18 protein-coding genes, 1 rRNA gene and 6 pseudogenes are annotated in these 23,852 nt (G+C 71.6%); 6 read left to right on the top strand and 19 right to left on the bottom strand.

Going from position 1 to position 23,852, the window contains the following annotated elements; all coding sequences use genetic code 11:
- Nucleotides 1-6: 6 nt before the first annotated feature.
- Nucleotides 7-432: a hypothetical protein gene (locus tag NEH16_RS17940; protein ID WP_265543602.1), complete on the bottom strand. Its 426-nt coding sequence runs from the start codon at nt 430-432 to the stop codon at nt 7-9.
- 229 nt (nt 433-661) lie between these two features.
- On the opposite strand from NEH16_RS17940, the pseudogene NEH16_RS33920 reads away from it, so the two are divergent.
- A pseudogene (locus NEH16_RS33920) lies at nt 662-1,032 on the top strand (ATP-binding protein).
- A 1-nt stretch (nt 1,033) separates the two neighbouring features.
- Here the strand turns inward: NEH16_RS33920 and NEH16_RS17935 are convergent.
- Nucleotides 1,034-2,254 carry a phospholipase D-like domain-containing protein gene (locus tag NEH16_RS17935; RefSeq protein WP_265543600.1) on the bottom strand — a complete coding sequence of 407 codons (1,221 nt, stop codon included), beginning with the start codon at nt 2,252-2,254 and terminating at the stop codon, nt 1,034-1,036.
- Between the two features lie 398 nt (nt 2,255-2,652).
- Between NEH16_RS17935 and NEH16_RS17930 the strand changes: the two genes are divergently transcribed.
- Nucleotides 2,653-3,909, top strand: coding sequence for a choice-of-anchor A family protein (locus tag NEH16_RS17930; RefSeq protein ID WP_265543598.1), 1,257 nt, complete (start codon nt 2,653-2,655; stop codon nt 3,907-3,909).
- Nucleotides 3,910-3,958: 49 nt separating this feature from the next.
- Here the strand turns inward: NEH16_RS17930 and NEH16_RS17925 are convergent.
- A pseudogene (locus NEH16_RS17925) lies at nt 3,959-5,307 on the bottom strand (helix-turn-helix domain-containing protein).
- A 362-nt stretch (nt 5,308-5,669) separates the two neighbouring features.
- On the opposite strand from NEH16_RS17925, the gene NEH16_RS17920 reads away from it, so the two are divergent.
- On the top strand, nt 5,670-6,404 hold the full coding sequence (locus tag NEH16_RS17920; RefSeq protein ID WP_265543596.1) for a DUF4232 domain-containing protein: 735 nt from the start codon (nt 5,670-5,672) through the stop codon (nt 6,402-6,404).
- A 190-nt stretch (nt 6,405-6,594) separates the two neighbouring features.
- Here NEH16_RS17920 and NEH16_RS17915 read toward each other — a convergent pair whose 3' ends face one another.
- The 7 genes and pseudogenes from NEH16_RS17915 to NEH16_RS17885 all read right to left on the bottom strand — a co-directional run bounded on the left by NEH16_RS17915 (nt 6,595) and on the right by NEH16_RS17885 (nt 13,299).
- Nucleotides 6,595-6,753 (bottom strand): hypothetical protein, encoded by a 159-nt coding sequence (locus NEH16_RS17915; protein ID WP_265543594.1) that lies wholly within the window; start codon nt 6,751-6,753, stop codon nt 6,595-6,597.
- A 110-nt stretch (nt 6,754-6,863) separates the two neighbouring features.
- Nucleotides 6,864-7,858: pseudogene (gene hemB, locus NEH16_RS17910) on the bottom strand (porphobilinogen synthase).
- Nucleotides 7,859-7,970: 112 nt separating this feature from the next.
- The gene (locus tag NEH16_RS17905) at nt 7,971-9,638 is read right to left on the bottom strand and encodes a uroporphyrinogen-III synthase (RefSeq protein ID WP_265543592.1); all 1,668 of its coding nucleotides are present in this window, start codon (nt 9,636-9,638) and stop codon (nt 7,971-7,973) included.
- Between the two features lie 10 nt (nt 9,639-9,648).
- A pseudogene (gene hemC / locus NEH16_RS17900) lies at nt 9,649-10,596 on the bottom strand (hydroxymethylbilane synthase); the annotation flags it as partial.
- Nucleotides 10,593-11,987 carry a glutamyl-tRNA reductase gene (locus NEH16_RS17895; RefSeq protein WP_073968764.1) on the bottom strand — a complete coding sequence of 465 codons (1,395 nt, stop codon included), beginning with the start codon at nt 11,985-11,987 and terminating at the stop codon, nt 10,593-10,595. The pseudogene hemC and the gene NEH16_RS17895, both read right to left, overlap by 4 nt.
- Nucleotides 11,984-12,751 (bottom strand): redox-sensing transcriptional repressor Rex, encoded by a 768-nt coding sequence (locus NEH16_RS17890; protein ID WP_073968765.1) that lies wholly within the window; start codon nt 12,749-12,751, stop codon nt 11,984-11,986. The genes NEH16_RS17895 and NEH16_RS17890 overlap by 4 nt, the downstream gene beginning before the upstream one ends.
- Before the next feature lie 272 nt (nt 12,752-13,023).
- Nucleotides 13,024-13,299: a glutaredoxin family protein gene (locus NEH16_RS17885; RefSeq protein ID WP_073968766.1), complete on the bottom strand. Its 276-nt coding sequence runs from the start codon at nt 13,297-13,299 to the stop codon at nt 13,024-13,026.
- Between the two features lie 107 nt (nt 13,300-13,406).
- On the opposite strand from NEH16_RS17885, the gene NEH16_RS17880 reads away from it, so the two are divergent.
- The 3 genes and pseudogenes from NEH16_RS17880 (at nt 13,407) to NEH16_RS17870 (ending at nt 16,850) form a co-directional block, all read left to right on the top strand.
- Nucleotides 13,407-14,339, top strand: a complete 933-nt coding sequence (locus NEH16_RS17880; RefSeq protein ID WP_265543589.1) for an HAD family hydrolase — start codon at nt 13,407-13,409, stop codon at nt 14,337-14,339.
- 307 nt (nt 14,340-14,646) lie between these two features.
- Nucleotides 14,647-15,426: an ECF subfamily RNA polymerase sigma factor, BldN family gene (locus NEH16_RS17875; protein ID WP_073968767.1), complete on the top strand. Its 780-nt coding sequence runs from the start codon at nt 14,647-14,649 to the stop codon at nt 15,424-15,426.
- Nucleotides 15,427-15,651: 225 nt separating this feature from the next.
- Nucleotides 15,652-16,850: pseudogene (locus NEH16_RS17870) on the top strand (DUF5667 domain-containing protein).
- A 37-nt stretch (nt 16,851-16,887) separates the two neighbouring features.
- Here the strand turns inward: NEH16_RS17870 and NEH16_RS17865 are convergent.
- The 9 genes and pseudogenes from NEH16_RS17865 to rrf all read right to left on the bottom strand — a co-directional run bounded on the left by NEH16_RS17865 (nt 16,888) and on the right by rrf (nt 23,852).
- Nucleotides 16,888-17,912, bottom strand: a pseudogene (locus NEH16_RS17865) (lysophospholipid acyltransferase family protein).
- 15 nt (nt 17,913-17,927) lie between these two features.
- Complete coding sequence (locus NEH16_RS17860) at nt 17,928-19,010, bottom strand: NAD-dependent epimerase/dehydratase family protein (RefSeq protein ID WP_265543586.1); 1,083 nt, start codon at nt 19,008-19,010, stop codon at nt 17,928-17,930.
- Between the two features lie 135 nt (nt 19,011-19,145).
- Nucleotides 19,146-19,244, bottom strand: a complete 99-nt coding sequence (locus NEH16_RS17855; protein WP_003948845.1) for a 30S ribosomal protein bS22 — start codon at nt 19,242-19,244, stop codon at nt 19,146-19,148.
- 110 nt (nt 19,245-19,354) lie between these two features.
- A complete protein-coding gene (locus NEH16_RS17850; protein WP_018104376.1) occupies nt 19,355-19,567 on the bottom strand; it encodes a helix-turn-helix domain-containing protein in 213 nt (70 codons plus the stop codon).
- 127 nt (nt 19,568-19,694) lie between these two features.
- Nucleotides 19,695-20,510 (bottom strand): phosphatase, encoded by an 816-nt coding sequence (locus NEH16_RS17845; protein WP_265543582.1) that lies wholly within the window; start codon nt 20,508-20,510, stop codon nt 19,695-19,697.
- A 132-nt stretch (nt 20,511-20,642) separates the two neighbouring features.
- Nucleotides 20,643-21,815 carry an acetoin utilization protein AcuC gene (locus NEH16_RS17840; RefSeq protein ID WP_073968793.1) on the bottom strand — a complete coding sequence of 391 codons (1,173 nt, stop codon included), beginning with the start codon at nt 21,813-21,815 and terminating at the stop codon, nt 20,643-20,645.
- Nucleotides 21,784-22,977, bottom strand: a complete 1,194-nt coding sequence (locus NEH16_RS17835; RefSeq protein WP_265543580.1) for an MFS transporter — start codon at nt 22,975-22,977, stop codon at nt 21,784-21,786. The genes NEH16_RS17840 and NEH16_RS17835 overlap by 32 nt, the downstream gene beginning before the upstream one ends.
- A gap of 42 nt (nt 22,978-23,019) precedes the next feature.
- Nucleotides 23,020-23,664, bottom strand: a complete 645-nt coding sequence (locus tag NEH16_RS17830) for an HAD family hydrolase (RefSeq protein WP_073968773.1) — start codon at nt 23,662-23,664, stop codon at nt 23,020-23,022.
- A gap of 71 nt (nt 23,665-23,735) precedes the next feature.
- Nucleotides 23,736-23,852: ribosomal RNA gene (rrf, locus tag NEH16_RS17825) — 5S ribosomal RNA — on the bottom strand.

Raw genomic sequence — 23,852 nt, 5'->3', positions numbered from 1 at the left:
GCTCTGCTACTCCGGCCGCCCCAGCGCCCATCCCGAGACGTCGGACAGCCTGCCGCGCCACAGTGGCAGCCGCAGCGGGGCCACCCCGCCGCAGACGAGGGTCGCGTCCCGCAGGTGGATCCACCGGGGCAGGGAAACGGTGTCCTCGTCCGCCTGGGCCTCCTTGATGCCCTGGTCCACCGTTTCGGGGAATTCCGCCAGGAGGTTCGCCCCCTCGCCCTCCACCTGACGCAGACTGCGCGCCCATTCCGCCTTCCACGACTCATGGCCGATCACTTCACCGTGGAGCACCCCGGAGGGGACGGCCAGGGTCAGCGGCAGTCCGGACCGGGGCTCCCGGTCCAGGAGCTGAATCAACAGCTGGAGCTGGAGGTCGGGCACCGGCTGGGTGACCAAGAGGGCGCCCCGGGCGGGGTCGGCGGGGTCGGTCATGTGCTGTTCCCTTCGGCCGCAGCCTCTCCGGCGCCCTGATGGGCCGGATTTCCCTTGCCCCGTATGCCCCGAATGAGCGCGCTCAACCGCTGCCCGGCGTACCGGAAAAAGGCCGGATACGCCTGGGACCAGAGGGAAGAAGAAGAATTCAGACCGTTCGACGATCATTTCTCCGGGGGAGAAAATGACTGACCTCGATTCAGCGGCGGTGTCTCCCTCGCCGCACACGTTGACAGCAACAGAGCCCCCGCCCACCAAGGCAGCCGAGGCCCGGGCGGCCGCCAAGGCATTCGTGGCGACCCTGAATCCACGACCGGCGGCGACGACCATCCAGGATCTGCTGCTCCTGGTGTCCGAACTGGTGACGAACGCGCTCCGGCACGCGGGCGCGCTGACCGGACTGGCCTTCGGGGCGGACGAGGAAACGCTGTACGTGCAGGTCACCGACCCGAGTCCCGACCGGCCGCAGCAGCGGACCCCCGACCTTCGCGGGGGACGGGAGGCTTCGGCTGGCCCCTGGTGCTGCGGCTGTCCAAGAAGGCCGACATCCGCGATCACCAGCCCCGGGGCAAGGTCATCCTCGTCGCGATGGCGCGCTGACTCACAGGAAGCGGCGCAGCGGCCGCACCGACGCCTCGCGGAGCCGCTGTGCGACGGACCTGCGCCGCCACCTCCGGCCCTCGATGCGCTCGCTCGCCTTCAGGTCCTCCGTGAAGTGGGCGTCGAGCGTAGCGGTGAGTTCCCGGTCCAGGACCGCGAGCATGACCTCCTCGTCGTGGTCCAGCGAGCGGCGGTTGATGTTCGTGGAGCCGATGAGCGCGGCGACCCGGTCGACGGTGATGACCTTGGCGTGCATCATCGTCGGCTGGTAGTGGTGGATCTTCACGCCGCACGCCGTCAGCTGCTCGTAGTACAGCTGCCCGGCGAGCTGGCAGACCCGCTTGTCGGTGTGCGGGCCCGGCAGCAGGATCTCGACCTCGACGCCGCGCCGCGCCGCCGCGCACATCAGCTCCACGAAGAAGGCGTCCGGGGCGAAGTAGGCCGTGGCGATCCTGACGCGCTCCTCGGCGGTCTCCAGGACGACCCGGAGCAGGGTCTGCATGTCCTGCCAGCCCACGCTGGCCGAGCCGCGCACCACCTGCACCACGGCGTCGCCCCGGGGCGGGATGTTCCGGAACCGGTCGCGTGCGTCGAAGAGTTCGTCGTGGCACTCGGCCCAGTTCTGCGCGAAGGCCGCAGCGAGTCCGTCGACGGCCGGGCCCCGCAGGCGGACGTGCGTGTCACGCCACTCGTTCTCGTTCCGCGCGTCGCCGCACCACTCCTCGGCGATCCCGACACCGCCGGTGTACGCGGTCTCCTCGTCCACCACCAGGACCTTGCGGTGGCAGCGGTGGTTCTGCTTCAGGGGCGAGAGGTAGAGCGGTTTGCGGAACCACGCGACCTGGACGCCCGCGTCCTCCATGGCGCGCAGCTGGTCCTTCTCTATGAGCCTGCTGCCGAACCCGTCGAGCAGCAGCCGCACGCGGACCCCGGCGCGGGCCCGCTCGGCCAGGGTGGCGGCGAACTCCCGCGCGATGTCGCCGCGCCAGTAGACGAAGGTCATCATGTCCACGGTGTGCTCGGCGCGGCGGATGCTGTCCAGCATCGCGGCGAAGATCGCGTCCCCGTTCCGCAGCGGGACCAGCTCGTTCCCCTCGGTGGCGGCGATGCCGATGAGCCGTTCCAGCCGCCGCCTGAGGCGCTGCGCCCGCTCCACGAGGGCGTCGTCGGCGACGGGCACCGCTGTCCGCAGTTCCGGTCTGTCGTCGGTGCCGCTGGTCATGACACTCCTCGGGGTGGTGGATGGCTCGGGACCGGAGACCATCTTCCCCCGCGCCGGGCACCATACGCCGCACAGCTGTTCGCAGACCGCCCCTTCGGACGGGAGCTCTTGCGATGACTGCGCACAGTGAGCACCCGTACACATGACTTGTACGGGTCAGGCAGGCGTGAAGCGGGGGCCCGGGTGGGGAGTGGGCACCGTACGCAAAGCGAAAAGGCCCCGTGCTCACCGTCGCGCCCACCAGCTGGGCCGCGTTCACCGGGCACATGGGGCGCTGAACTCCCCAACCAATGGGGGCCGATGCCCTCATTGGTCTTGACCAATTTCCCTAAGTATGAGAATCATGACCGGAGTCGCCACAGAACCTTCATAACTGCTCCGCAGGAGACCCACGCACCATGCGCATACCGACCTCCGCCGCCCTCGCGGCGCTCGGCGGTGCCCTCGTTCTCGGGCTCACCGTCGCTCCGGCCGCCCAGGCCGCCCCCGCCTCGGCGGACTGCACCACCGACGCCTTCGGAATCGCCGGGCGGTACGGCGAGTTCGTCCTCGGGGACGACGTCCACTCCCCCGACGCCGAAGGCGCCGTGGCGGTCGGCGGGAACGCCGACTTCAAGGGCGGGTTCAGCGTCGGCAACGAGCTGACGGCCGCCCAGGTCGACGCACTGCCCGGCCGGGCGTCGCTCGTCGTGCGCGGCGACCTGCTCAACGGCGGTTCCGCCACCGTCGTCATGAAGGGCAACGCCGTCGTCGGCGGCGAGGTCAAGGACCGCGCGGTCGAACTGCACAACGGCACCTTCGCCAAGAAGGCCGATCTGATCGACTTCGACGGCGAGTTCGCGAAGCTCCGGTCGTACTCGGAGGCGCTGGCCGAGGAGTCGGCGACCTCCGGCGCCACCGCGAGCCTCGACGGCAACCGGCTGACGCTGACCGGCACGGACACCGGCCGCAACGTGTTCTCGGTCGAGGCGTCGCAGCTGGAGAAGGCGAAGGAGGTCTTCGTCAAGGTCCCGGCCGGGGCGACGACGATCGTCAACGTCACCGGCCAGACGTACGACATGCAGACGGCCGGCACGACGGGCTTCTTCCTGTCGGGCGGTCAGGACTTCGTCCTGGACGACAAGACGCAGAGCGCGGAGGACGGCGCGGTCCGCGCCAAGCTGCTCTGGAACTTCCCGAACGCCACGAAGGTCGTCAAGAACAGCCAGGCCGCCTGGCCGGGCAGCGTGCTCGCCCCGTACGCGCACCTGGAGCTGGGCAACGCAGCCCCGGTCAACGGCTCGGTCTGGGTGGCCTCGCTGCACGGCTCGGGCGGCGCGGAGACGCACCACTTCCCGTTCACCGGCTGCCTGCCCGAGGTGCCCGGCACCCCGCAGCCCGGCACGACGCCGAGCGGCACGCCCTCCACCACGCCCCCGGCGACCGCCACCCCGTCGCCCTCGGCCACCCCGTCCGGCACCGCGACGCCGTCCGCCACCCCGTCGGGCACGACGACCCCGGGCGCCGCGGTCCCGTCGCCCAGCCCCTCGCAGCCCGAGGGCGACCTGGCGACGACCGGTAGCGGCAACATGGTCCCCATCACCGTCGGAGGCGCCGTGGTCGTCGCCGCCGGTGCGGGCCTCGTGGTCATGGCCCGCCGCCGCAAGCGCGCCTGACGCCCGACCCGTTCGAGCGGCACGCGACCCGGGAAGGGCCGCGTGCCGCTCAGCGCTTTTCCCAGACCGAGGTGTCGTAGCGGTAGTAGTACTCCGGGCGCCCCGCGATGCTGCTCGTCCGGAACGGCTTGCCGCCCTCGTCCACCCGCAGGGTGCCCGTACGGCCGCCGCTGGACCAGTCCAGCTCCAGATACCAGCTGACGTCGTGGCCCTCCACATGCGCGTCGAGGTCGAAGACCTCCACATCGCTGGACGACACCCGGAACGGGAAGTCCTTGGCGGGCACGGTCTCGTCGCCCTGCTGCCCGGCGACCGGCTTGAGCGCCGGGCGGCTGTCGTCCAGGTCGACGTCGAAGGACTGGGGCTCGATGCCGCTGCCGCACCCCTCGCCCATCGAGAACGCCGCCTGCCGCACGGGCGCCCGCTGGCTCAGCACCTTCACCCGGAGCCCGGTCAGCACGACGGCCTGCGCCGAGGTGCCCTGCACGGTCAGCTCCAGCTTCATGGCGCCCCCGTCCACCCCGCCGAGCGCCCGCGCCCAGCCCCGGGTGCTGTTGGGCGGCGGCGGGGGCGGCACGGTCGCCGGGTCCTGGCCCAGCAGGTAGTACTGCCCGCAGGGCTCCTCCCAGTTGTACGAGCTGATGGTCACCGTGGGCGGCTTCCCCGGTCCGCCCCCGGGCGCGCCCGTGGTGCGTGGGGCGGAGGGCGAGGTGTGAGCGGAGGGACCGGCCGAACCCGTGGTCGCGGAGGCGCTGGGCCGCTTCGAGGCGCTGACCGAGGGCGAGGGGCTGTACGGGGACGGGGAGACGAAGTCGTCCCCCTTCCCGGCCGTCGTGCCGTGCCCGGCCGGGTCGCCCGCGGCCGCGTCGGAACCGGTCTGCTTGAGGTGGCCGACGACGACGGCGGTGGGCACGGTGAGCGCGACGACGGCCGCGGCGGCGAGGAGGACGCGCGTACGGGCGGAGGCCCGGCGCCAACGGGCGGGGGCGGGGGCTCACGTACAGGCTCGGGCTCTACGGGGCCGGGCTCGGGCTCTACGGGCTCCGGCTCGGCGGCCCCGGGCTCTACGGGCTCCGGCTCCACGGGCACGGACTTCACGGCCTCCGGCTCCACGACCGCCGCCGGAACAGACGCCTCCGCCTTCCCCCGCCCCCGCGCCGCGTCCGCGAGGATCCACCGTCGGTGGACCTCCACCAACTCGTCGGCGGTCGCCCCGCAGAGGCGCGCGAACCGCTCCACGGGCGCGAACTCGCCCGGGACCGCGTCCCCGTTGCAGTACCGGTGGAGCGTCGACGTACTGACGTGCAAGCGGCCCGCGAGCACCCCGTAGCTGCGCCCCGAACGGGCCTTCAGTTTCTTCAGCAGGCCCGCTAGTTCCTCGGCCTCCGGCGTCGCCACTGCGGCGTTCCCCCTCCTGGTCCGTCCCGGATCACCGTTCCAGGGACGTGGAATCTGCCCAGGTCACAGTACGCGCAGGCATTCCAGCATCCCCAATGGTGTGTCGGGCGTTGCGGCCGGAATCCGCCGTGCCACAAGCTCGGACCACACCACAGCGACCACGGGGGCCGAACAGTGCGAACCCTCTTCCGCATCGAACTGACCGATGCGCTGGCGATCGGGGTGCTGATCGTGACGACCGCGATCGTCCTGCTCCTGATCTGCCGGAACTGACCACACCGGCACGACCGAACACCCTTCTCGACCGAACACCCTTCTCGACCGAACACACAGCACGGAACACACACACGGGGAGTACCACCATGCGCAGCAACCGCATCCGCACCACCGTCCTCGCGGCGACCGCCGCCCTCGCCGCGCTCTCGCTCACGGCGTGCGGCGGGAACGACGGCACCGACGCGAAGAAGCCGGCGGCGTCCGTCCGGGCCACCGACGACGCGCCGACGACCGCGCCGGACAAGGACTCCACCGCCCCCACGGACACCGAACCGGCCTCCGACACCGCCGAGCCCGCCGAGAAGCCCGCGACGGAGCCGGCCGGGAAGCCCGGGGAGGGCGCGGGGGACTCCGCCGGGAAGCCCGCGTCCCAGCCGAAGCCCGCGCCGAAGCCCAAGACCCCGGTCACCTGCACCGGCGCGAACACGAAGGTCACCGTCACCAAGGTGACCCGCCCGATCAACCACCTGCTGCTCACCGTCACCAACACGGGCGACCGCCCCTGCTACGCGTACCACGCGCCGATGCTCCGCTTCGACGGCGCGCAGGCGGTCTTCCGGGTGCTCCGGGACAGCCGGCCGCAGGCCGTGGTGACGCTGGCCCCGGGCGGTTCCGCGTACGCCGGGATCGGCCTGACGGGCGAGCCGAACGGCCGGAAGCCGTACCCGAGCAAGCACCTCGGGGTCACCTTCGCGGACCGCAACGACGGGCCCGTCAACTCCGCGTCGACCGAACTGACCCTGCCCGCCGGGACCTACTGGGACGACAACGGCTTCGTCACCTACTGGCAGAGCGAGATGGACCAGGCGCTCGTCTACTGACCGCCGAGCCGGAAGCCGAACCGGACTAGGTACAACAACTCATGTGCGGCCGTCGCACACCTGGTGGAATCGTGCCCATGTCACAAACCGACGCTCAGGGCCACGACTGGGACGACGACCTGGACGAGCTCCCCCGGAACCCCTGGATCGCCCCGCTGGCCTCGACGGTCATCACGCTCCCGGTCGCGTTCTACGCGCTGCTCACCAGCATGCTGATGCCGATGGCCTGCGACTCGTGCACGGAAGAGGAGGCCCACCGCTTCGACGCGAGCTTCGGTCCGGCCTTCGTGGTCTCCTGCTGCGGCCTCGCCCTGAGCCTCTGCGTACTGCTCGCGAGCTGGGTGTGCATGCGGAAGAGGCCGGCGGCCTCGGTCTTCCTGGCCGTGGCCGCCCCCTCTCCGTCGTGTTCACCTGGATGCTCTTCATGGGCCTGGTGGACACGCCGTAGGGCGTGCCCGCTCAGCCCCGCAGGCGCTGCGCGACCTCCGTCGCCCAGTACGTCAGGATCTGCTGCGCGCCCGCGCGGCGGATGCCCGTCAGGCTCTCCATGATCGCCGCGTCGCGGTCGATCCAGCCCTTCTCGGCGGCGGCCTCGATCATGGAGTACTCGCCGCTGATCTGGTACGCGGCCACCGGCACGTCCGACGCCTCCGCGACCTTCGCCACGATGTCCAGGTAGGGACCGGCCGGCTTGACCATGACCATGTCCGCGCCCTCTTCGAGGTCGAGCGCCAGCTCGCGCAGGGACTCGCGGATGTTGGCCGGGTCCTGCTGGTACGTCTTGCGGTCGCCCCTGAGCGAGGAGCCGACGGCCTCGCGGAACGGGCCGTAGAACGCCGAGGAGTACTTCACGGTGTACGCGAGGATCGAGACGTCCTCGTGGCCCGTCTGGTCGAGCGCGTCGCGGATGACGCCGACCTGGCCGTCCATCATCCCGCTGGGGCCGACCACATGGGCGCCCGCGTCGGCCTGCACCTGGGCCATCTCCGCGTACCGCTCCAGGGTGGCGTCGTTGTCGACGCGGCCGTCGGCGGTCAGCACACCGCAGTGGCCGTGGTCGGTGAACTCGTCCAGGCACAGGTCCGACATGACGATGAGGTCGTCGCCCACCTCCTCGCGCACCGCGCGCAGGGCGACCTGGAGGATGCCGTCCGGGTCGGTGCCCGCCGTGCCCCGGCCGTCCTTCTTCTCGTCCAGCGGGACGCCGAACAGCATGATCCCCGAGACCCCGGCCGAGACCGCGTCCACGGCCGCCTTCCGCAGGGTGTCCAGGGTGTGCTGCTGCACGCCGGGCATGGCCGAGATCGCGACCGGTGCGTCGATGCCCTCGCGGACGAACGCGGGCAGGATCAGGTCGGCCGGATCGAGCCGTGTCTCGGCGACCATCCGCCGCATCGCGGGGTCGTCCGCAGCCGACGGGGCCGCGAGCCGGGGAAGTTTCCGTACACAGTCATCCTTCGAGCGTAGACCCGCGCGCCCCACGCTCTTACCGACACCCGTGCCGGGAAAGCAGCGGGGCCCGGCCGCCTCCGAAGAGGTGGCCGGGCCCCGCGTCACAGCACCGGATCAGGTCGTCGTACGCCGCCTGCGCGCACCCGGACGCCGCTCGCTGGGCCGGGTCACCGGGTCGCCGGCCTCCCGCGCCGCGTCCCGGCGCCGCGCGCCGAACTCCGCCAGCGCCTCGGCCAGCTTGTGCACCGAGGGCTCCGGCGACAGGACGTCCACGCGCAGCCCGTGCTCCTCGGCGGTCTTCGCCGTGGCGGGGCCGATGCAGGCGATGACCGTCACGTTGTGCGGCTTGCCCGCGATGCCGACCAGGTTGCGCACGGTCGAGGACGAGGTGAAGAGCACCGCGTCGAAGCCGCCGCCCTTGATCGCCTCGCGGGTCTCGGCCGGCGGCGGCGAGGCGCGGACCGTGCGGTACGCGGTGACGTCGTCGACCTCCCAGCCAAGCTCGATCAGCCCGGCCACCAGGGTCTCCGTCGCGATGTCGGCGCGCGGCAGGAAGACGCGGTCGATCGGGTCGAAGACCGGGTCGTACGGCGGCCAGTCCTCGAGGAGACCGGCGGCGGACTGCTCGCCCGAGGGCACCAGGTCCGGCTTCACGCCGAAGTCGATCAGCGCGGCGGCGGTCTGCTCGCCGACCGCCGCGACCTTGATCCCCGCGAAGGCCCGGGCGTCGAGCCCGTACTCCTCGAACTTCTCCCGGACGGCCTTCACGGCGTTGACGCTGGTGAAGGCGATCCACTCGTACCGGCCGGTGACCAGGCCCTTGACCGCCCGCTCCATCTGCTGGGGCGTCCGCGGCGGCTCGACGGCGATCGTCGGCACCTCGTGCGGCACGGCGCCGTAGGACCGCAGCTGGTCGGAGAGCGAGGCCGCCTGCTCCTTCGTACGCGGCACGAGGACCTTCCAGCCGAACATCGGCTTGGACTCGAACCACGCGAGCTGGTCGCGCTGGGCGGCGGAGCTGCGCTCCCCGACCACGGCTATGACCGGCTGGTGCCCCTCCGGCGAGGGGAGCACCTTGCCCTGCTTGAAGACCTGGGCGATCGTCCCCAGGGTCGCCGTCCAGGTGCGCTGGCGGGTCGTCGTGCCGCCGGCCGTCACGGTCAGCGGGGTGTCGGGCTTGCGGCCCGCCGCGACCAGCTCACCGGCGGCGGCGGCCACCGCGTCGAGCGTCGTCGAGATGACGCAGGTGGCGTCGCTCGCGCCGACCTCGCTCCAGCAGCGGTCGGTGGCCGTACGGGCATCGACGAACCGTACGTCCGCGCCCTGCGCGTCCCGCAGCGGCACCCCGGCGTACGCGGGCACCCCGACGGCGTTCGCGACGCCCGGGACGACCTCGAAGGGGATGCCGGCGGAGGCGCAGGCCAGCATCTCGGCGGCGGCGTTCCCGTCCAGGCCGGGGTCTCCGGCCACGGCACGGACGACCCGCCTGCCGCCCTTCGCGGCCTCCATGACAAGATTGGCCGCGTCCCTGAGAACAGGTACCCCGGCGGCTGTTGACTGCGCGTCAACAACCGCCAGCTCAGGGGTACTTACCCCTGCCCGCGCATGGCAGCGGACGACGCCGAGGACATCCGGTTCGGCGACAAGGACGTCCGCGCTCGCGAGCGCCTCGACGGCGCGCAGGGTCAGCAGTCCCGGGTCGCCGGGACCGGCGCCGAGGAAGGTGACGTGCCCTGCGGAGTGGACCGGGAAATCGGATGCGGCGGGGCCGGTGGGGCTCAAAGTGCTCGCTCCCCATAAGACCGGCCGCACCCTTGGCAAGCATTTCGGCCGCGAGTTCGCGACCGATCGCCGCCGCGTCGTCGTGCGACGTGGGAACGGGACCGGTGGTGGACATCTGCACCAGCGAGGCACCGTCGGTGGAACCGACGACACCGCGCAGGCGCAGTTCGTTGACAGCCTGACCGTCGGCCAGGAGGTCGGCCAGCGCACCCACGGGTGCGGAGCAGCCGGCCTCCAGGGCGGCGAGCAGGGCACGCTCGGCGGTCACGGCGGCCCGGGTGTACGGGTCGTCGAGCTCGGCGAGCGCGGCGGCGAGGTCGGCGCTGCTCGCAGCGCACTCGATCGCCAGTGCTCCCTGGCCGGGAGCGGGCAGCACGGTGTCGACCGACAGGAAGTCGGTCACCTCACCGCTGCGGCCCAGGCGGCTGAGCCCGGCCGCGGCGAGAACCACCGCGTCCAGCTCGCCGCTGCGTACGAACCCGATCCGGGTGTCGACGTTGCCGCGGATCGGAACGGTCTCGATGTCGAGGCCGTGGCTTCGGGCGTACGCGTTGAGCTGGGCCATGCGGCGCGGCGAGCCGGTGCCGACGCGGGCGCCGGACGGCAGCTCCGCGAAGGTCAGCCCGTCCCGGGCGATCAGCACGTCGCGCGGGTCCTCGCGCACCGGCACCGCGGCCAGCACCAGGCCCTCGGGCTGCGCGGTCGGCAGGTCCTTCAGCGAGTGGACGGCGAAGTCCACCTCGCCGCGCAGCAGCGCGTCGCGCAGCGCGGCGACGAAGACGCCGGTCCCGCCGATCTGCGCCAGGTGCTCCCGGGAGGTGTCCCCGTACGTGGTGATCTCCACGAGTTCCACGGCGCGCCCGGTCACCTCGCTGACCGCATCGGCGACGTGGCCGGACTGGGCCATGGCGAGCTTGCTGCGCCTGGTCCCCAGTCGCAGGGGTGAGTTGTCGGTCATGACCGCCCTCTATTCGGGTCGTTCAGGTCTGCCCGGGAGACGGCGGCGACCGTCTGCGGGTCGAGGTCGAAGAGTTCGCGCAGCGCGTCCGCGTACCCGGCGCCGCCGGGCTCGCTGGCGAGCTGTTTGACCCGCACGGTGGGCGCGTGCAGGAGCTTGTCGACCACGCGGCGCACGGCCTGCGTGATCTCGGCGCGCTGCTTCTCGTCCAGGTCGGGGAGGCGTCCGTCCAGCCGGGCGATCTCGTCCGCGACCACGCCGGCGGCCATCGTGCGCAGGGCGACGACGGTCGGGGTGATGTGGGCGGCGCGCTGGGCGGCCCCGAAGGCGGCGACCTCGTCGGCGACGATGGTGCGCACCTGGTCCACATCGGCGGCCATCGGGGCGTCGGCCGACGCCTCCGCGAGCGACTCGATGTCGACGAGGCGCACACCGTCGAGGCGGCCGGCCGCCGCGTCGATGTCGCGCGGCATGGCGAGGTCCAGCAGCGCCAGGCGCTCGGGCCCGGTGGACTGCGCCGGGATCAGGCCGCTCGCCGGATCGGGCACATGGTCCAGCCCGATCGCCCCGGCGACGGTCTCGGCGGTGAGCACGAGTCCGGTGGCGCCGGTGCAGGAGACGGCGATGTCGGCACGCGTCAGTTCGCCGGTGACCTCGGCCATCTCCACGGCCCGGGCGCGCACCCCCGTACCGCCGGGCTGGTTCAGGATCTCGACCAGGCGGTCGGCGCGGGCCCGGGTGCGGTTGGCGACGGCGATCTCGGCGACGCCGGAGCGGGCCAGCGTGGCGGCGGCCAGCGAGGACATGGAGCCGGCGCCGATGACGAGGGCGCGCTTGCCCTTGGCCCAGGCGGCGGTGTCGCGGCCGTCGGCGAGCTGTTCCAGGCCGAAGGTGACGAGCGACTGCCCGGCCCGGTCGATCCCGGTCTCGCTGTGGGCGCGCTTGCCGACGCGCAGGGCCTGCTGGAAGAGGTCGTTGAGCAGCCGCCCCGCGGTGTGCAGCTCCTGGCCGAGGGCGAGCGCGTCCTTGATCTGGCCGAGGATCTGGCCCTCGCCGACGACCATCGAGTCGAGCCCGCAGGCCACCGAGAACAGGTGGTGGACGGCCCGGTCCTCGTAGTGCACGTAGAGATACGGCGTCAGCTCGTCCAGCCCGACGCCGCTGTGCTGGGCGAGGAGCGTGGACAGCTCGGCGACGCCCGCGTGGAACTTGTCCACGTCGGCGTACAGCTCGATGCGGTTGCAGGTGGCGAGGACGGCGGCCTCGGCGGCGGGCTCGGCCGCCAGGGTGTCCTGGAGCAGCTTGGCCTGGGTGTCGGCGGCCAGCGAGGCGCGTTCCAGTACGGAGACGGGGGCGCTGCGGTGGCTCAGACCCACGAGGAGCAGGCTCATGCCGGCATCACGGCGGGCATGTCCCCGTCGGGTCCCTTCCGGCCGGTGGTGGTGGCGCGCACGGGCGGCGCGGCCGGGTCGGGCGCGGTGTCGACGCCCTCCTCACCGGCCTTGCGCTGCTCGTGGAAGGCGAGGATCTGGAGCTCGATGGAGAGGTCCACCTTGCGCACGTCGACGCCCTCGGGCACGGAGAGGACGGTCGGCGCGAAGTTCAGGATCGAGGTGACCCCGGCGGCGACGAGCCGGTCGCACACCTGCTGGGCGGCGCCGGGCGGGGTGGTGATCACGCCGATGGAGACGCCGTTCTCGCTGATGATGCGGTCGAGGTCGTCGGCGTGCTGGACGGGGATGCCCGCGACGGGCGTACCGGCCATCGCCGGGTCGGCGTCGATGAGCGCGGCGACCCGGAAGCCCCGGGAGGCGAAGCCGCCGTAGTTGGCGAGGGCCGCGCCGAGGTTGCCGATGCCGACGATGGCGACCGGCCAGTCCTGGGTGAGGCCCAGCTCGCGCGAGATCTGGTAGACGAGGTATTCGACGTCGTAGCCGACGCCGCGCGTCCCGTACGAGCCGAGATAGCTGAAGTCCTTGCGCAGCTTCGCGGAGTTGACCCCCGCCGCCGCGGCGAGCTCCTCGGAGGAGACCGTGGGGACCGAGCGCTCGGAGAGCGCGGTCAGCGCGCGGAGATACAGCGGGAGTCGGGCGACGGTGGCCTCGGGAATTCCTCGGCTACGGGTCGCCGGTCGGTGATTTCGGCCAGTTGCCACGGTGCTCCTGCGGGATGAGCGGGGCTTTAGGCGGCCGTATGTCCCAAGACCGCCCCGTCGATTGCAGGCTATGCCTTTGTGAACGCGTGCACAAAGATTGTGTCCGGTTTGTCCGGTCAAAGTGACCGGGGTCACGCACATCCGTCGCGCGATCCAGGAACCATGGATCGCATCAGCCCGTTGCAGGCCCGAAGGGGGCAAAGCAGCACACACTCCTCACGACTACGCCCCCGAGACCACTCAAAACGCCCACGATGGTAACCGCGTTTCCCTCAGGAAAGCAGCGCGCTGCGCAGTCTCGCCGGGTCGACCCGCCAGAACGTGTGCTGTTCGTTATCCACGAGCACCACCGGGATCTGCTCCCAGTACTCCCGGTACAGCTCCTCGTCCCGGGTGATGTCCTTCTCCTCCCAGGAGGCGCCGGTCTCCTCGCACACGGCGCGCACCACCTCCCGGGCGTCGTCACAGAGGTGACAGCCGGGCTTCCCGACCAGGGTCACCACACGCTCGGCGGGATTCTTCTTCCTACGACGCAGCAAGGCACTCATACCTCTCATTCTCGGCCCCGCCGGGGGGCGCCGCGGACACCAGGAGTTCACACCACCGCACCCCGGTGAAACCGGAACGTCCGGGCCGACTGGCTATGCTCGACCGCATGGCCGCTCTTGGATGGCTCACCCCCCGCAGGCGTTCCGCCACCGCTCGCAGTGTGCTGGCGGGCGAGGCGGCGGCGGAGGCCGCGCGGAAGTCCTCACTGGAAGCCGAGTCCGCCGTCGCGGAGACCGAGCCGGAGGAGCCCGAGTTCCCCGTCGTCGGCGACGAACGGGCCGCCGCCTTCTTCGACCTGGACAACACCGTGATGCAGGGCGCCGCGCTCTTCCACTTCGGCCGCGGCCTGTACAAGCGGAAGTTCTTCGAGCGGCGCGAGCTCACCCGGTTCGCCTGGCAGCAGGCGTGGTTCCGGCTGGCCGGCGTCGAGGATCCGGAACACATGCAGGACGCCCGCGACAGCGCGCTGTCCATCGTCAAGGGTCACCGCGTCTCCGAGCTGATGTCCATCGGCGAGGAGATCTACGACGAGTACATGGCCGACCGCATCTGGCCCGGCACCCGCGCCCTGGCCCAGGCCCACCTGGACGCCGGCCAGCGGGTCTGGCTGGTCACCGCCGCCCCGGTGGAGACCGCCACGATCATCGCCCGCCGGCTCGGCCTGACCGGCGCGCTCGGCACGGTCGCCGAATCGGTCGACGGGGTCTACACCGGACGCCTGGTCGGCGAACCCCTGCACGGTCCGGCGAAGGCCGAGGCGGTCCGCGCCCTGGCGGCGGCGGAGGGCCTGGACCTGGCGCGCTGCGCCGCGTACAGCGACTCGCACAACGACATCCCGATGCTGTCGCTGGTGGGCCACCCGTACGCGATCAACCCGGACACCAAGCTCCGCAAGCACGCCCGCGCCCGCGACTGGCGGCTGCGCGACTACCGCACCGGCCGCAAGGCGGCCAAGGTCGGCATCCCGGCCGCCGCCGGTGTCGGCGCCCTCGCGGGCGGCACGGCCGCGGCCGTCGCCCTGCACCGCCGCCGCCGCTGACTCCCCGCCGCATCCGCCGACTCTCCGCGCCCGCGTGCGTCAACACGGCACACCCTTTTCACCGGCCACAACCCGTCGCCCCCGCAGACAGATTCCGAAGCGAATCGATCAACAAGCGATCACGACGTGCGACTTGATGCGTTGAAAAGTTGGCACGGAACCGACGCAATCGATGATTTGTGCAACTGGGCGTAGTGCGGCCTGTACGAAGCGTTATTCTCCTCAGACGCATTCCGGACCCGCCACTCACTACGACGAGTGATGGTTTCGCACTGCTCGTGATGGAAGCTCTGCCTCTGGGAGTCCCGTGTACCCACACGTCGGGGTTGACGCCTCGGGCCTGGCTACGCTGCGCGCATCAGTAGCCGAACGCATGCGCGGCTTCGTCCCCACCGCGTACGCCGTACCCGCATTCGCCGCCCCTGTACCTGCCGGCCCCTGCTATGCCCTGGCCGAACGCGCCGCGGCGGTGGGAAGACGCGGCACCCGCGCGGCGGCGACGACCGCCGCCCCGGTGCGGCGGCCCGCCGCCGACAGCGACAGCGCGCGCATGATGGAGCTCGTCGAGCGCGCCCAGGCCGGCGAGGCCGACGCCTTCGGACGCCTCTACGACCAGTACAGCGACACCGTCTACCGCTACATCTACTACCGCGTGGGCAGCAAGGCGACGGCGGAGGACCTCACCAGCGAGACCTTCCTGCGCGCCCTGCGCCGCATCTCGACGTTCACCTGGCAGGGCCGCGACTTCGGCGCCTGGCTGGTCACGATCGCGCGCAACCTGGTCGCCGACCACTTCAAATCCAGTCGTTTCCGGCTGGAAGTGACCACCGGCGAAATGCTCGACGCCAACGAGGTCGCCCGCAGCCCCGAGGACTCCGTCCTGGAGTCCCTCTCCAACGCCGCGCTCCTCCAGGCGGTGCGCCGACTCAACCCCCAGCAGCAGGAGTGCGTGACCCTGCGCTTCCTGCAAGGGCTCTCGGTCGCCGAGACCGCCCGGGTCATGGGCAAGAACGAGGGCGCGATCAAGACCCTCCAGTACCGCGCCGTCCGCACTCTCGCCCGGCTCCTCCCGGACGATGCCCGCTGACGCCTCCCCCCGCCGGGCCGGTCCCGGCGTTGTGTTCCTCACGCACTGGTCCGATCATCTTTCGTGCGTAACCCAAGTGCCGCGCCACTCGTTGTGCCGGTTGCAGGCCCCCTGTCGTCACACCATGTCCGCAGACGCTCACTCGTTCGTGTGGAAGCGCTCAAGGTGTGCAACCTTCCGGATCCCCAGGGGAGTCGACCGTCATGACGAGAGGAGGTGCCGCCAGTGATCGCAAACGTTTCGGCACACCGGCGGGCGAACGCCTTCGCCCAGGCCCTGGAGGAGCAGTCGCTCCGCGGTGCGGCGGCCGTACAGCCCGAGGACCCGGCCGAACAGGCCGACCAAGGACCGCTGTTGGCCCTGGCGAACGGCCTCGGTGAACTGCCGAAGCCGGAGTTGGACCCCGAGGTCAAAGTGGTGCAGCGAGCCCAGCTCGTCGCCGCCATGGAAGCCATGTTCGCCGAGGGGGCGCGTCCGCGGACCCTACGGTGCCCGTACAACGGAGCAGGGGCAGCCACCGCGCCTCCCCGCTCCGCAAACTCCGCCCCAGATCCCGCTGGACCAAGGGCCTCGCCGCCGGCGGGCTCACCGTCGGGGTGGCCGCCGGCGCCTTCGGCGGAGTGGCCGCGGCCAGCTCCGACGCCCTCCCCGGTGACTCGCTCTACGGCCTGAAGCGCGGCATGGAGGACCTCCACCTCGGCCTCACCCGCGACGACACCGACCGCGGCGAGATCTACCTCGACCAGGCGTCCACGCGCCTCGGCGAGGCCCGCCGCCTCATGGAGCGCGCCCGCACGGGCCACCTCGACCACGAACAGCTCGCCGAGATCAGGCGCACCCTCAACGGCATGTCGCACGACGCCACCGAGGGCCACCGCCTCCTCCACGCCGCGTACGAACGGGACGGCGCCCTCGGTCCGATCCAGACCCTGGACTCCTTCTCCCGCTCCCACCGCGACACCTGGAGCAGCCTCCGCGACCGCCTCCCCGTCCAGCTGACCGACGTGGGCAACCAGGTCAGCTCGGTCTTCGACGCCATAGACGAAGAGGTCGCGCCGCTCCAGTCGCTCTTCCCGCGCGCCCCGGAGAAGGGCCCCGAGTCCCGCCGCTCCGAATCCACCGGCACCAGCGCGGACCCGTCCACCGACGCGCGCACGCCGTCGCCGTCGTCGTCCAGCAGCCGCCACGAGGACGGCGGTACGGGCTCCAGCAGCTCGCCGCGCCCCTCGGACGCCGGCTCCAGCCCGGCCGACGGCCTGATCGGCGGCGGTACGGACGGCCTCCTCGACCCGCCGTCCCCGGACGCGACCAGCCCGTCGAAGCAGGCCCCGAGTTCGACGCCGTCGCCGGACATCACCATCCCGCCGCTGCTCCCCGGCCTGATCGGCGGTCTCGGCATCGACGCGGAGAACGAGAAGGGCTGACCCCCGGCGCCCGGACAGAACGGTGCGGCGGCGGCCGTCAGAAGAAGACCGACCGCCGCTGCACCAGCAGCTTGTACAGCGTGTGCTGGATCTGCTCCCGCACCTGGTCCGTCAGGTTGAACATCAGCATCGGATCCTCCGCCGCCTCCAGCGGATAGCCGTCCGTCGGGATCGGCTCACCGAACTGGATCGTCCACTTCGTCGGCAGCGGCACCGCCCCCAGCGGCCCCAGCCACGGGAACGTCGGCGTGATCGGGAAGTACGGGAAACCGAGCAGCCGCGCCAGCGTCTTCGCGTTCCCGATCATCGGGTAGATCTCCTCCGCGCCCACGATCGAGCACGGCACGATCGGCACCCCGGCCCGCAGCGCCGTCGACACGAAGCCGCCCCGCCCGAAGCGCTGGAGCTTGTACCGCTCGCCGAACGGCTTGCCGATCCCCTTGAAGCCCTCCGGCATCACCCCGACGACCTCGCCCTTGCGCAGCAGCCGCTCCGCGTCCTCCGCGCACGCCAGGGTGTGCCCGGCCTTCCGGGCCAGCTCGTTGACCACGGGCAGCATGAAGACCAGGTCCGCCGCGAGCAGCCGCAGATGCCGGTCCGCCGGATGGTGGTCGTGCACCGCGACCTGGAGCATCAGCCCGTCCAGCGGCAGCGTCCCGGAGTGGTTGGACACGATGAGCGCCCCGCCCTCGGCCGGGATGTTCTCGACGCCCTTCACCTCGACCCGGAAGTACTTCTCGTACACCGGCCGCAGCAGCGACATCAGGACCTGGTCGGTCAGCTCCTCGTCGTAGCCGAACTCGTCCACGTCGTACTCACCGGTGACCCGCCGCCGCAGGAAGGCGAGCCCGCCCGCGATCCGCCGGTCCCAGGCGTCCCGGTCGGACGCGTCGCCCTCGCCCGGCACCTCCGGGCCCGGGAGGCGCCGGCGGAGCCGGCAGGCCCCGGCAGGGCGCTCACCGAACCCGTGCCGCGCACCGGAGACCTCCGCCGCGCGGCACGCGGCACGCCTCCCGACCGCGAACGGTCGTCGTCGAACGGAATGACCTTGGCATCCGCCATCGTCGCTGCGCTCCTCTACCTGGCGCTCGGGGTCGTCGGGTGGGTGTCGTCGCCGGAGCCGGGACCCGCGATCCGGGGCACGCTCGCGGCCACGCGGTCCACGGCTCTGCCCACCGCGCGGGGCGGCAGCAGCCCCGGCGCCCGGCTGCGCGCGAAGGCCGCGAAGGTCTCCCCCGTCGTGTACTTGGGCGCGAAGCCCAGCGTCTCGCGCATCTGGACCGTGGAGACCACCCTGCCATGGGTGAGCAGCCGGATCTGCTCCGGCGAGAAGTCCGTCATGCCGACCGCCCGCAGCGCCTGCCCGACCCAGGTGACCGCGGGCAGCAGCATCGGCACCGTCGGCCGCCCCAGCCGCCGCGCGCACTGGGAGAGCAACAGCACCCCGTCGCCCGCGATGTTGAACGTGCCGCTGTTCAGCGTCCCGCGCTTGGGCTCGGTCGCCGCGATGGAGAGGACGTCCATCACATCGTCCTCGTGGACGAACTGGAGCCGGGGGTCGTACCCGAAGACGGTCGGCAGCACCGGCAGCGACAGATAGTCGGCAAGCGGCGAATCCGCGTCGGGGCCCAGGATGTTCGCGAACCGCAGCACGCACACGGCCACGTCCGGCCGGCGGCGGGCGAAGCCCCGTACGTACCCCTCGACCTCGGCCGCGTCCTTCGCGAAGCCGCCGCCGGGCAGCGACTTGGGCGGGGTGTTCTCGTGGAACACCGCCGGATCGCGCGGCGCCGAGCCGTACACACCGGTGCTGGACTTCACCACGAGCCGCTGCACCGCCGGGGCCTTCTGGCAGGCGCCGAGCAGCTGCATGGTGCCGATGACGTTGGTCTCCTTGACCGCCGTACGCCCCTGGGTCCCGAGCGCGAACCCGCTGACGTCCAGGTGGACGACGGTGTCCACGTCGTGCTCGGCGAGCACTCTGGCGACGGCGGGCCCGCGGATGTCCTCCCGTACGAAGACGGCGTCGCCCAGCTCGTGCTCCGGCTCGACGGCGTCGAGGGCGATCACCCGCTCCACGTCCGGATCACGCTGGACGCGCCGGACGAAACGGCCGCCCAGCTGCCGGGCCGCTCCCGTGACGAGCACGACCTTCCCCAAGATCAGCGCCTTCCGTCGGTCTCCCGCATTCGGTCGGTCAGGACGTCACCGTAACCGGTGGACACCCCCGCACACAGCACCGCAGCCCTCCCGCCGGAACGGCGGAAGGGCTGCGGATTCACGAACTGCGTTCGCTTACTTCTTGTTGCGACGCTGAACGCGCGTGCGCTTGAGCAGCTTGCGGTGCTTCTTCTTCGCCATCCGCTTGCGCCGCTTCTTGATAACAGAGCCCACGACTACCCTCGCTCACTTCTTCTTCACTGGTGCGGGGCGTCTGGGCCCACACGACCTACGTCGGCCTAGCCTACCCGCCACCGCGTGAGGGACGTAATCCGAGGGGAATGTCAGGCCGATGCCACCCCCACGAAGGACTCGCGCAGATACTCGTGAACCGCTTGCTCCGGCACCCGGAAGGACCTGCCCACCCGGATCGCCGGCAGATGACCGCTGTGCACCAGGCGGTACACGGTCATCTTCGACACCCTCATGACCGAGGCGACTTCCGCCACGGTCAGAAACTTGACCTCGCTCAGAGGACTCTCGCTGTCAGCAGCCATGACTCACCTGTACCTTCCGCACGAGACGCGCACCGGCTTCCCCTCCGGTGACTCTTCGTCGTTGTGCGCTCACTCCCCAGATTAGGGGCGGGTGGTGCGAGTGGGGAAGAGGAGAGACGATCGGCCGCTACTGTGACAGACAGGCGCGATTGAGTACATAGCGCGTGAGCGGCAGGTAGTACGCCGACCGCACCGCGTCGTCCAGCGGAACGGCCACCGCCACCCGCCCCTCGACCTCCCCGACGAACAGCGCGGGATCGTCCGTATCGGCGAGCCCCATCGCCTCGATGCCCAGCTGACCTGCCCCGCAGACCCATCCGTGGTCCCCGACGACCAACTCCGGAACGGGCCCCCGCCCGGCCGCCGCGGCCTCCAGCGCGACCCGCACGGGCAGCGGCGAATGGGAGTGTGCGCCGGTGCCACCACCGGCCGCCCCCGCGCCGGGTTCACGCACCAGCGCGACACCCCGTACGTAGTCGAGGTGGTAGGTGCGTACGCCAAACCGAGTCGTTATGTCGATACATCGCCCCTGCGCCGGGGTGAGGACAGGGCAGCCCGCCGACGACAAAGCGTCTGCCAGCGCCGCGTAGAAACCGATCAGCCGGTGCGGATGCCCCGTCCCGAACAGCACCGGCACCCGCCGGGCCGCCGCGTCCGCCAGCCGTACGGCGAACGCGTCGAGCCCCGCCACCGTCCGCTCCGGATCGATGACATCGGGCCCGGCCACATGCGCGGGATCGTCCGAGACCCCGCACCTGTCCGCCATCAGCTCCAGCAACTCCCCTTCGCCCCAACCCCGTTCGGGGGCGAGGCCGAGGGTGACCCGGGGGTCCCTGGCCGCGAACAGCCGATAACTCCGCAGGCTCACCTCGCGCGAGGTGGCCACGGGCCCGGCGAGGCGGGCCGCCAGCAGATGCGCACGCAGCGCTCCGGTGCTCAACACCCCACCGATGCTGCCCGAACCGGCCCGCCCAGGGGCCAAAAGGCCGATTACGCCCCACAGTCGGCGTAAACCGTGCTCGATCCCGTAACCCCGGGGCCCCTCCCTGCCCGGATCAGGGCCTCCCTGCCCGGATCAGGTCAGCAGCCCCCGCAGCGGGAAAGCCGCCCGCCGCGTCGCGAGCACCGCCTGGTCCAGCCGGTCCGCCGGGTCGTACCCGTCCTCCCAGGCCGACCACGAGGGCGTCCGCCCGTCCGTCATCCGCGCGGGCCCCAACTGCCGCGTCCGCGCGTACACCTCGTCCCGCCACGACGACGGGATCACCGACTCCGGGTCCACCGGGGCGTGCGCCGCGATGCCCACCAGGTGCGTCCAGGACCTGGGCACCACGTCCACCACCGCGTAACCCCCGCCGCCGAGGGCCACCCAGCGCCCGTCGTCCGCGTACGTGTGCGCCAGGTCGTGGCACGCGGCCATCACCGAGCGCTGCGCGTCCAGCGAGACCGCCAGGTGCGCCAAGGGGTCCTCGAAGTGCGTGTCCGCCCCGTGCTGGGTCACCAGGACCTGCGGCCGGAAGTCCGCCAGCAGCTCGGGCACCACCGCGTGGAAGGCCCGCAGCCACCCCGCGTCCCCGGTCCCGGCCGGCAGCGCCACGTTCACCGCGCCGCCCTCGCCGCTTCCGGCCCCGGTCTCCTCGGGCCAGCCGGTCTGCGGGAACAGGGTGCGCGGGTGCTCGTGCAGGGAGATCGTCAGGACGCGGGGATCCTCCCAGAAGGCCGCCTGCACGCCGTCGCCGTGGTGGACGTCGACGTCGACGTACGCGACGCGCTCGGCGCCCAGCTCCAGGAGCCGGGCGATGGCGAGCGCCGGGTCGTTGTAGACGCAGAAACCGGCCGCGCCGCCGGGCATCGCGTGGTGCAGCCCGCCGGTGAAGTTCACGGCGTGCCGGGTCTCGCCCCGCCAGACCGCCTCGGCGGCGGCCACGGACTGCCCGGCGATCAGCGCGGACACCTCGTGCATCCCGGCGAACGCGGGGTCGTCGACGGTCCCGATGCCGTATTTCTGGTCGGCCGCACGGGGGTCGGCGGAGGCGGCCTTCACCGCCGCCACGTAGTCCGGGCGGTGCACGAGCCGCAGCGTGGAGTCCCCGGCCGGCTTGGCCGCGACCACATCGACGGCCCGGTCGAGCCCGAACGCCCGCACCAGGCCCATCGTCAGGGCGAGCCTGACCGGGTCCATCGGGTGGCTCTCGCCGAAGTCGTAGCCCGTTACTGCGTCATCCCACATCAGCTGTGCGCGGCCGCTCATGCCCGCCACCGTATCGGGCGGGTTCCGCGCCGAACGACTTGGCGTACAGGAGTGTGGCCAGCACCAGCACCATCGGGACGAGCATGGCGCCCCGGTAGCTCCAGGCGTCCCCGAGCGCCCCGACGAGCGGGGAGCCGACCAGGAAGCCCACGTAGTTGAAGATGTTCAGCCGGGCGATGGCGGTGTCGCTCGCCCCGGGGAACATCCGCCCGGCCGCCGCGAAGGTCTGCGGCACGATCACGCACAGCCCGAGCCCCAGCAGGGTGAACCCGAGCATCCCGGTCCACGCCCCGCCGGCCACGGCCACCACGGCGAACCCGCCGGCCGCGAGCACGGTCCCGCCCCGCACCACGGCCACCGCCCCGAACCGCCGCACCCCGAGGTCCCCGACGGCCCGCCCCAGCAGCGTCGTCACCATGTACACGTTGTACGGGACGGTGGACAGCTGCTCCGAACTGCCCAGGACGTCCTGGAGGTACTTCGCGCTCCAGTTGGAGACCGTCGAGTCCCCGATGTACGCGAACGCCATGACCAGGCACAGGGGCAGCAGCAGCCGGAAGGAGACCGCACCCCCGGCCGCCCCCTTCTCCGGTGTCTCCTCGCCGCCCTCCACGTACCACCGGCTCCCGACGAACGCCGCGGGCAGCATCACCACGACCGCCGGAAGGTACGAGACCAGCAACGACAGGTCCCAGTGCGCCCCGGCCCAGGCCATCGAGGCCCCCGCGATCCCGCCCAGGCTGTACGCGGCGTGGAACCCGAGCATGATGGAGCGGCCGTACGCCCGCTGGAGGCTGACGCCCATCATGTTCATGGACGCGTCCAGCGCGCCGACGGCGAGACCGAACACCCCGAGCGCGAGGGCGGCCTGCCAGAGTTCGCTGCCCGCGCCGACGCCGAGGAGTGCGAGGAGGACGACGGGCTGCGTCCACCGCAGGACCACCCGCGGGCGTACCCGGGCGACCGCCTTCTCGGTGAGCACGCTGCCCACCCCGGCCAGGATCGGGACGGCGGCGAGGAACACGGGCAGCAGGCCGTCGGATATCCCGTACCGGTCCTGGATCGCGGGGATCCGCGTCACCAGAAGGGCGAAGGTGGCCCCCTGCACGAAGAAGCTCAACGCGAGGGACGCCCTGCCGTGCCGCAACCGTGCATCTGTCATGGCGGCGAGCGTAGAGCCAGTTTCTACCCGTGGGTAGACGCGTCAGGCAAGCAATTCCGGCAGCTGGCTCATGTCGGAGAAGTACCCGGTCACACCGGTCAGCCGGTCCGCGGGCATCATCGACGTGAACCCGTAGACGTCCATGCCCGCCGCCCGCGCCGCCTCGACGCCGAGCGGGCTGTCCTCGATGACCACACACCGCTCGGGCGCGACGCCCATGCGCTCGGCGGCGAGGAGGAAGAGGTCGGGCGCCGGCTTGCCCCGGCCGACGTCCTCGGCGCTGAAGATCCACTCCTCCTCGAACCACTGGTCGAGCCCGGTCTTCCGGTGGCTGACCCGGATGCGCTGGTGGCTGCTGGAGGAGGCGACGCAGTACGGGACGCCGTCGGCGACCAGCTTGCCCAAGAGGTCGTCGATGCCGGGGACGGGCTCCAGCTCCTCTTCGAACGCAGCGAAGACCCGCGAGTGGAGGGTGACATCGAAGTCCTCGGGCAGCTTGGTCCCGGTCCGCTCCTGGACGAGGTCGTGGACGCGGTGCACGGCGGAACCCATGTAGTCCCGCAACGATTCCTCGTACGAGGTGGGGTGGCCCAGCTCCGTGAGGTAGCCGGCCAGGATGGTGTTGGAGATCGGCTCGCTGTCCACGAGCACACCGTCGTTGTCGAAGATGACAAGTTCGTAGCGCATGGCACGACTTTAGAGGGTCGGAACGCGAAAAAGCCCCGTGCCACAAGGGCACGGGGCTCTTCCTAAAAGGAGTTCGGCGGCGTCCTACTCTCCCACAGGGTCCCCCCTGCAGTACCATCGGCGCTGAAAGGCTTAGCTTCCGGGTTCGGAATGTAACCGGGCGTTTCCCTAACGCAATGACCACCGAA

The sequence above is a fragment of the Streptomyces drozdowiczii genome, assembly GCF_026167665.1.
Lineage (GTDB): Bacteria > Actinomycetota > Actinomycetes > Streptomycetales > Streptomycetaceae > Streptomyces > Streptomyces drozdowiczii_A.
The sequence above is the reverse complement of the archived record's forward strand: the minus strand, read 5'-3'. Positions and strand labels throughout refer to the sequence as shown.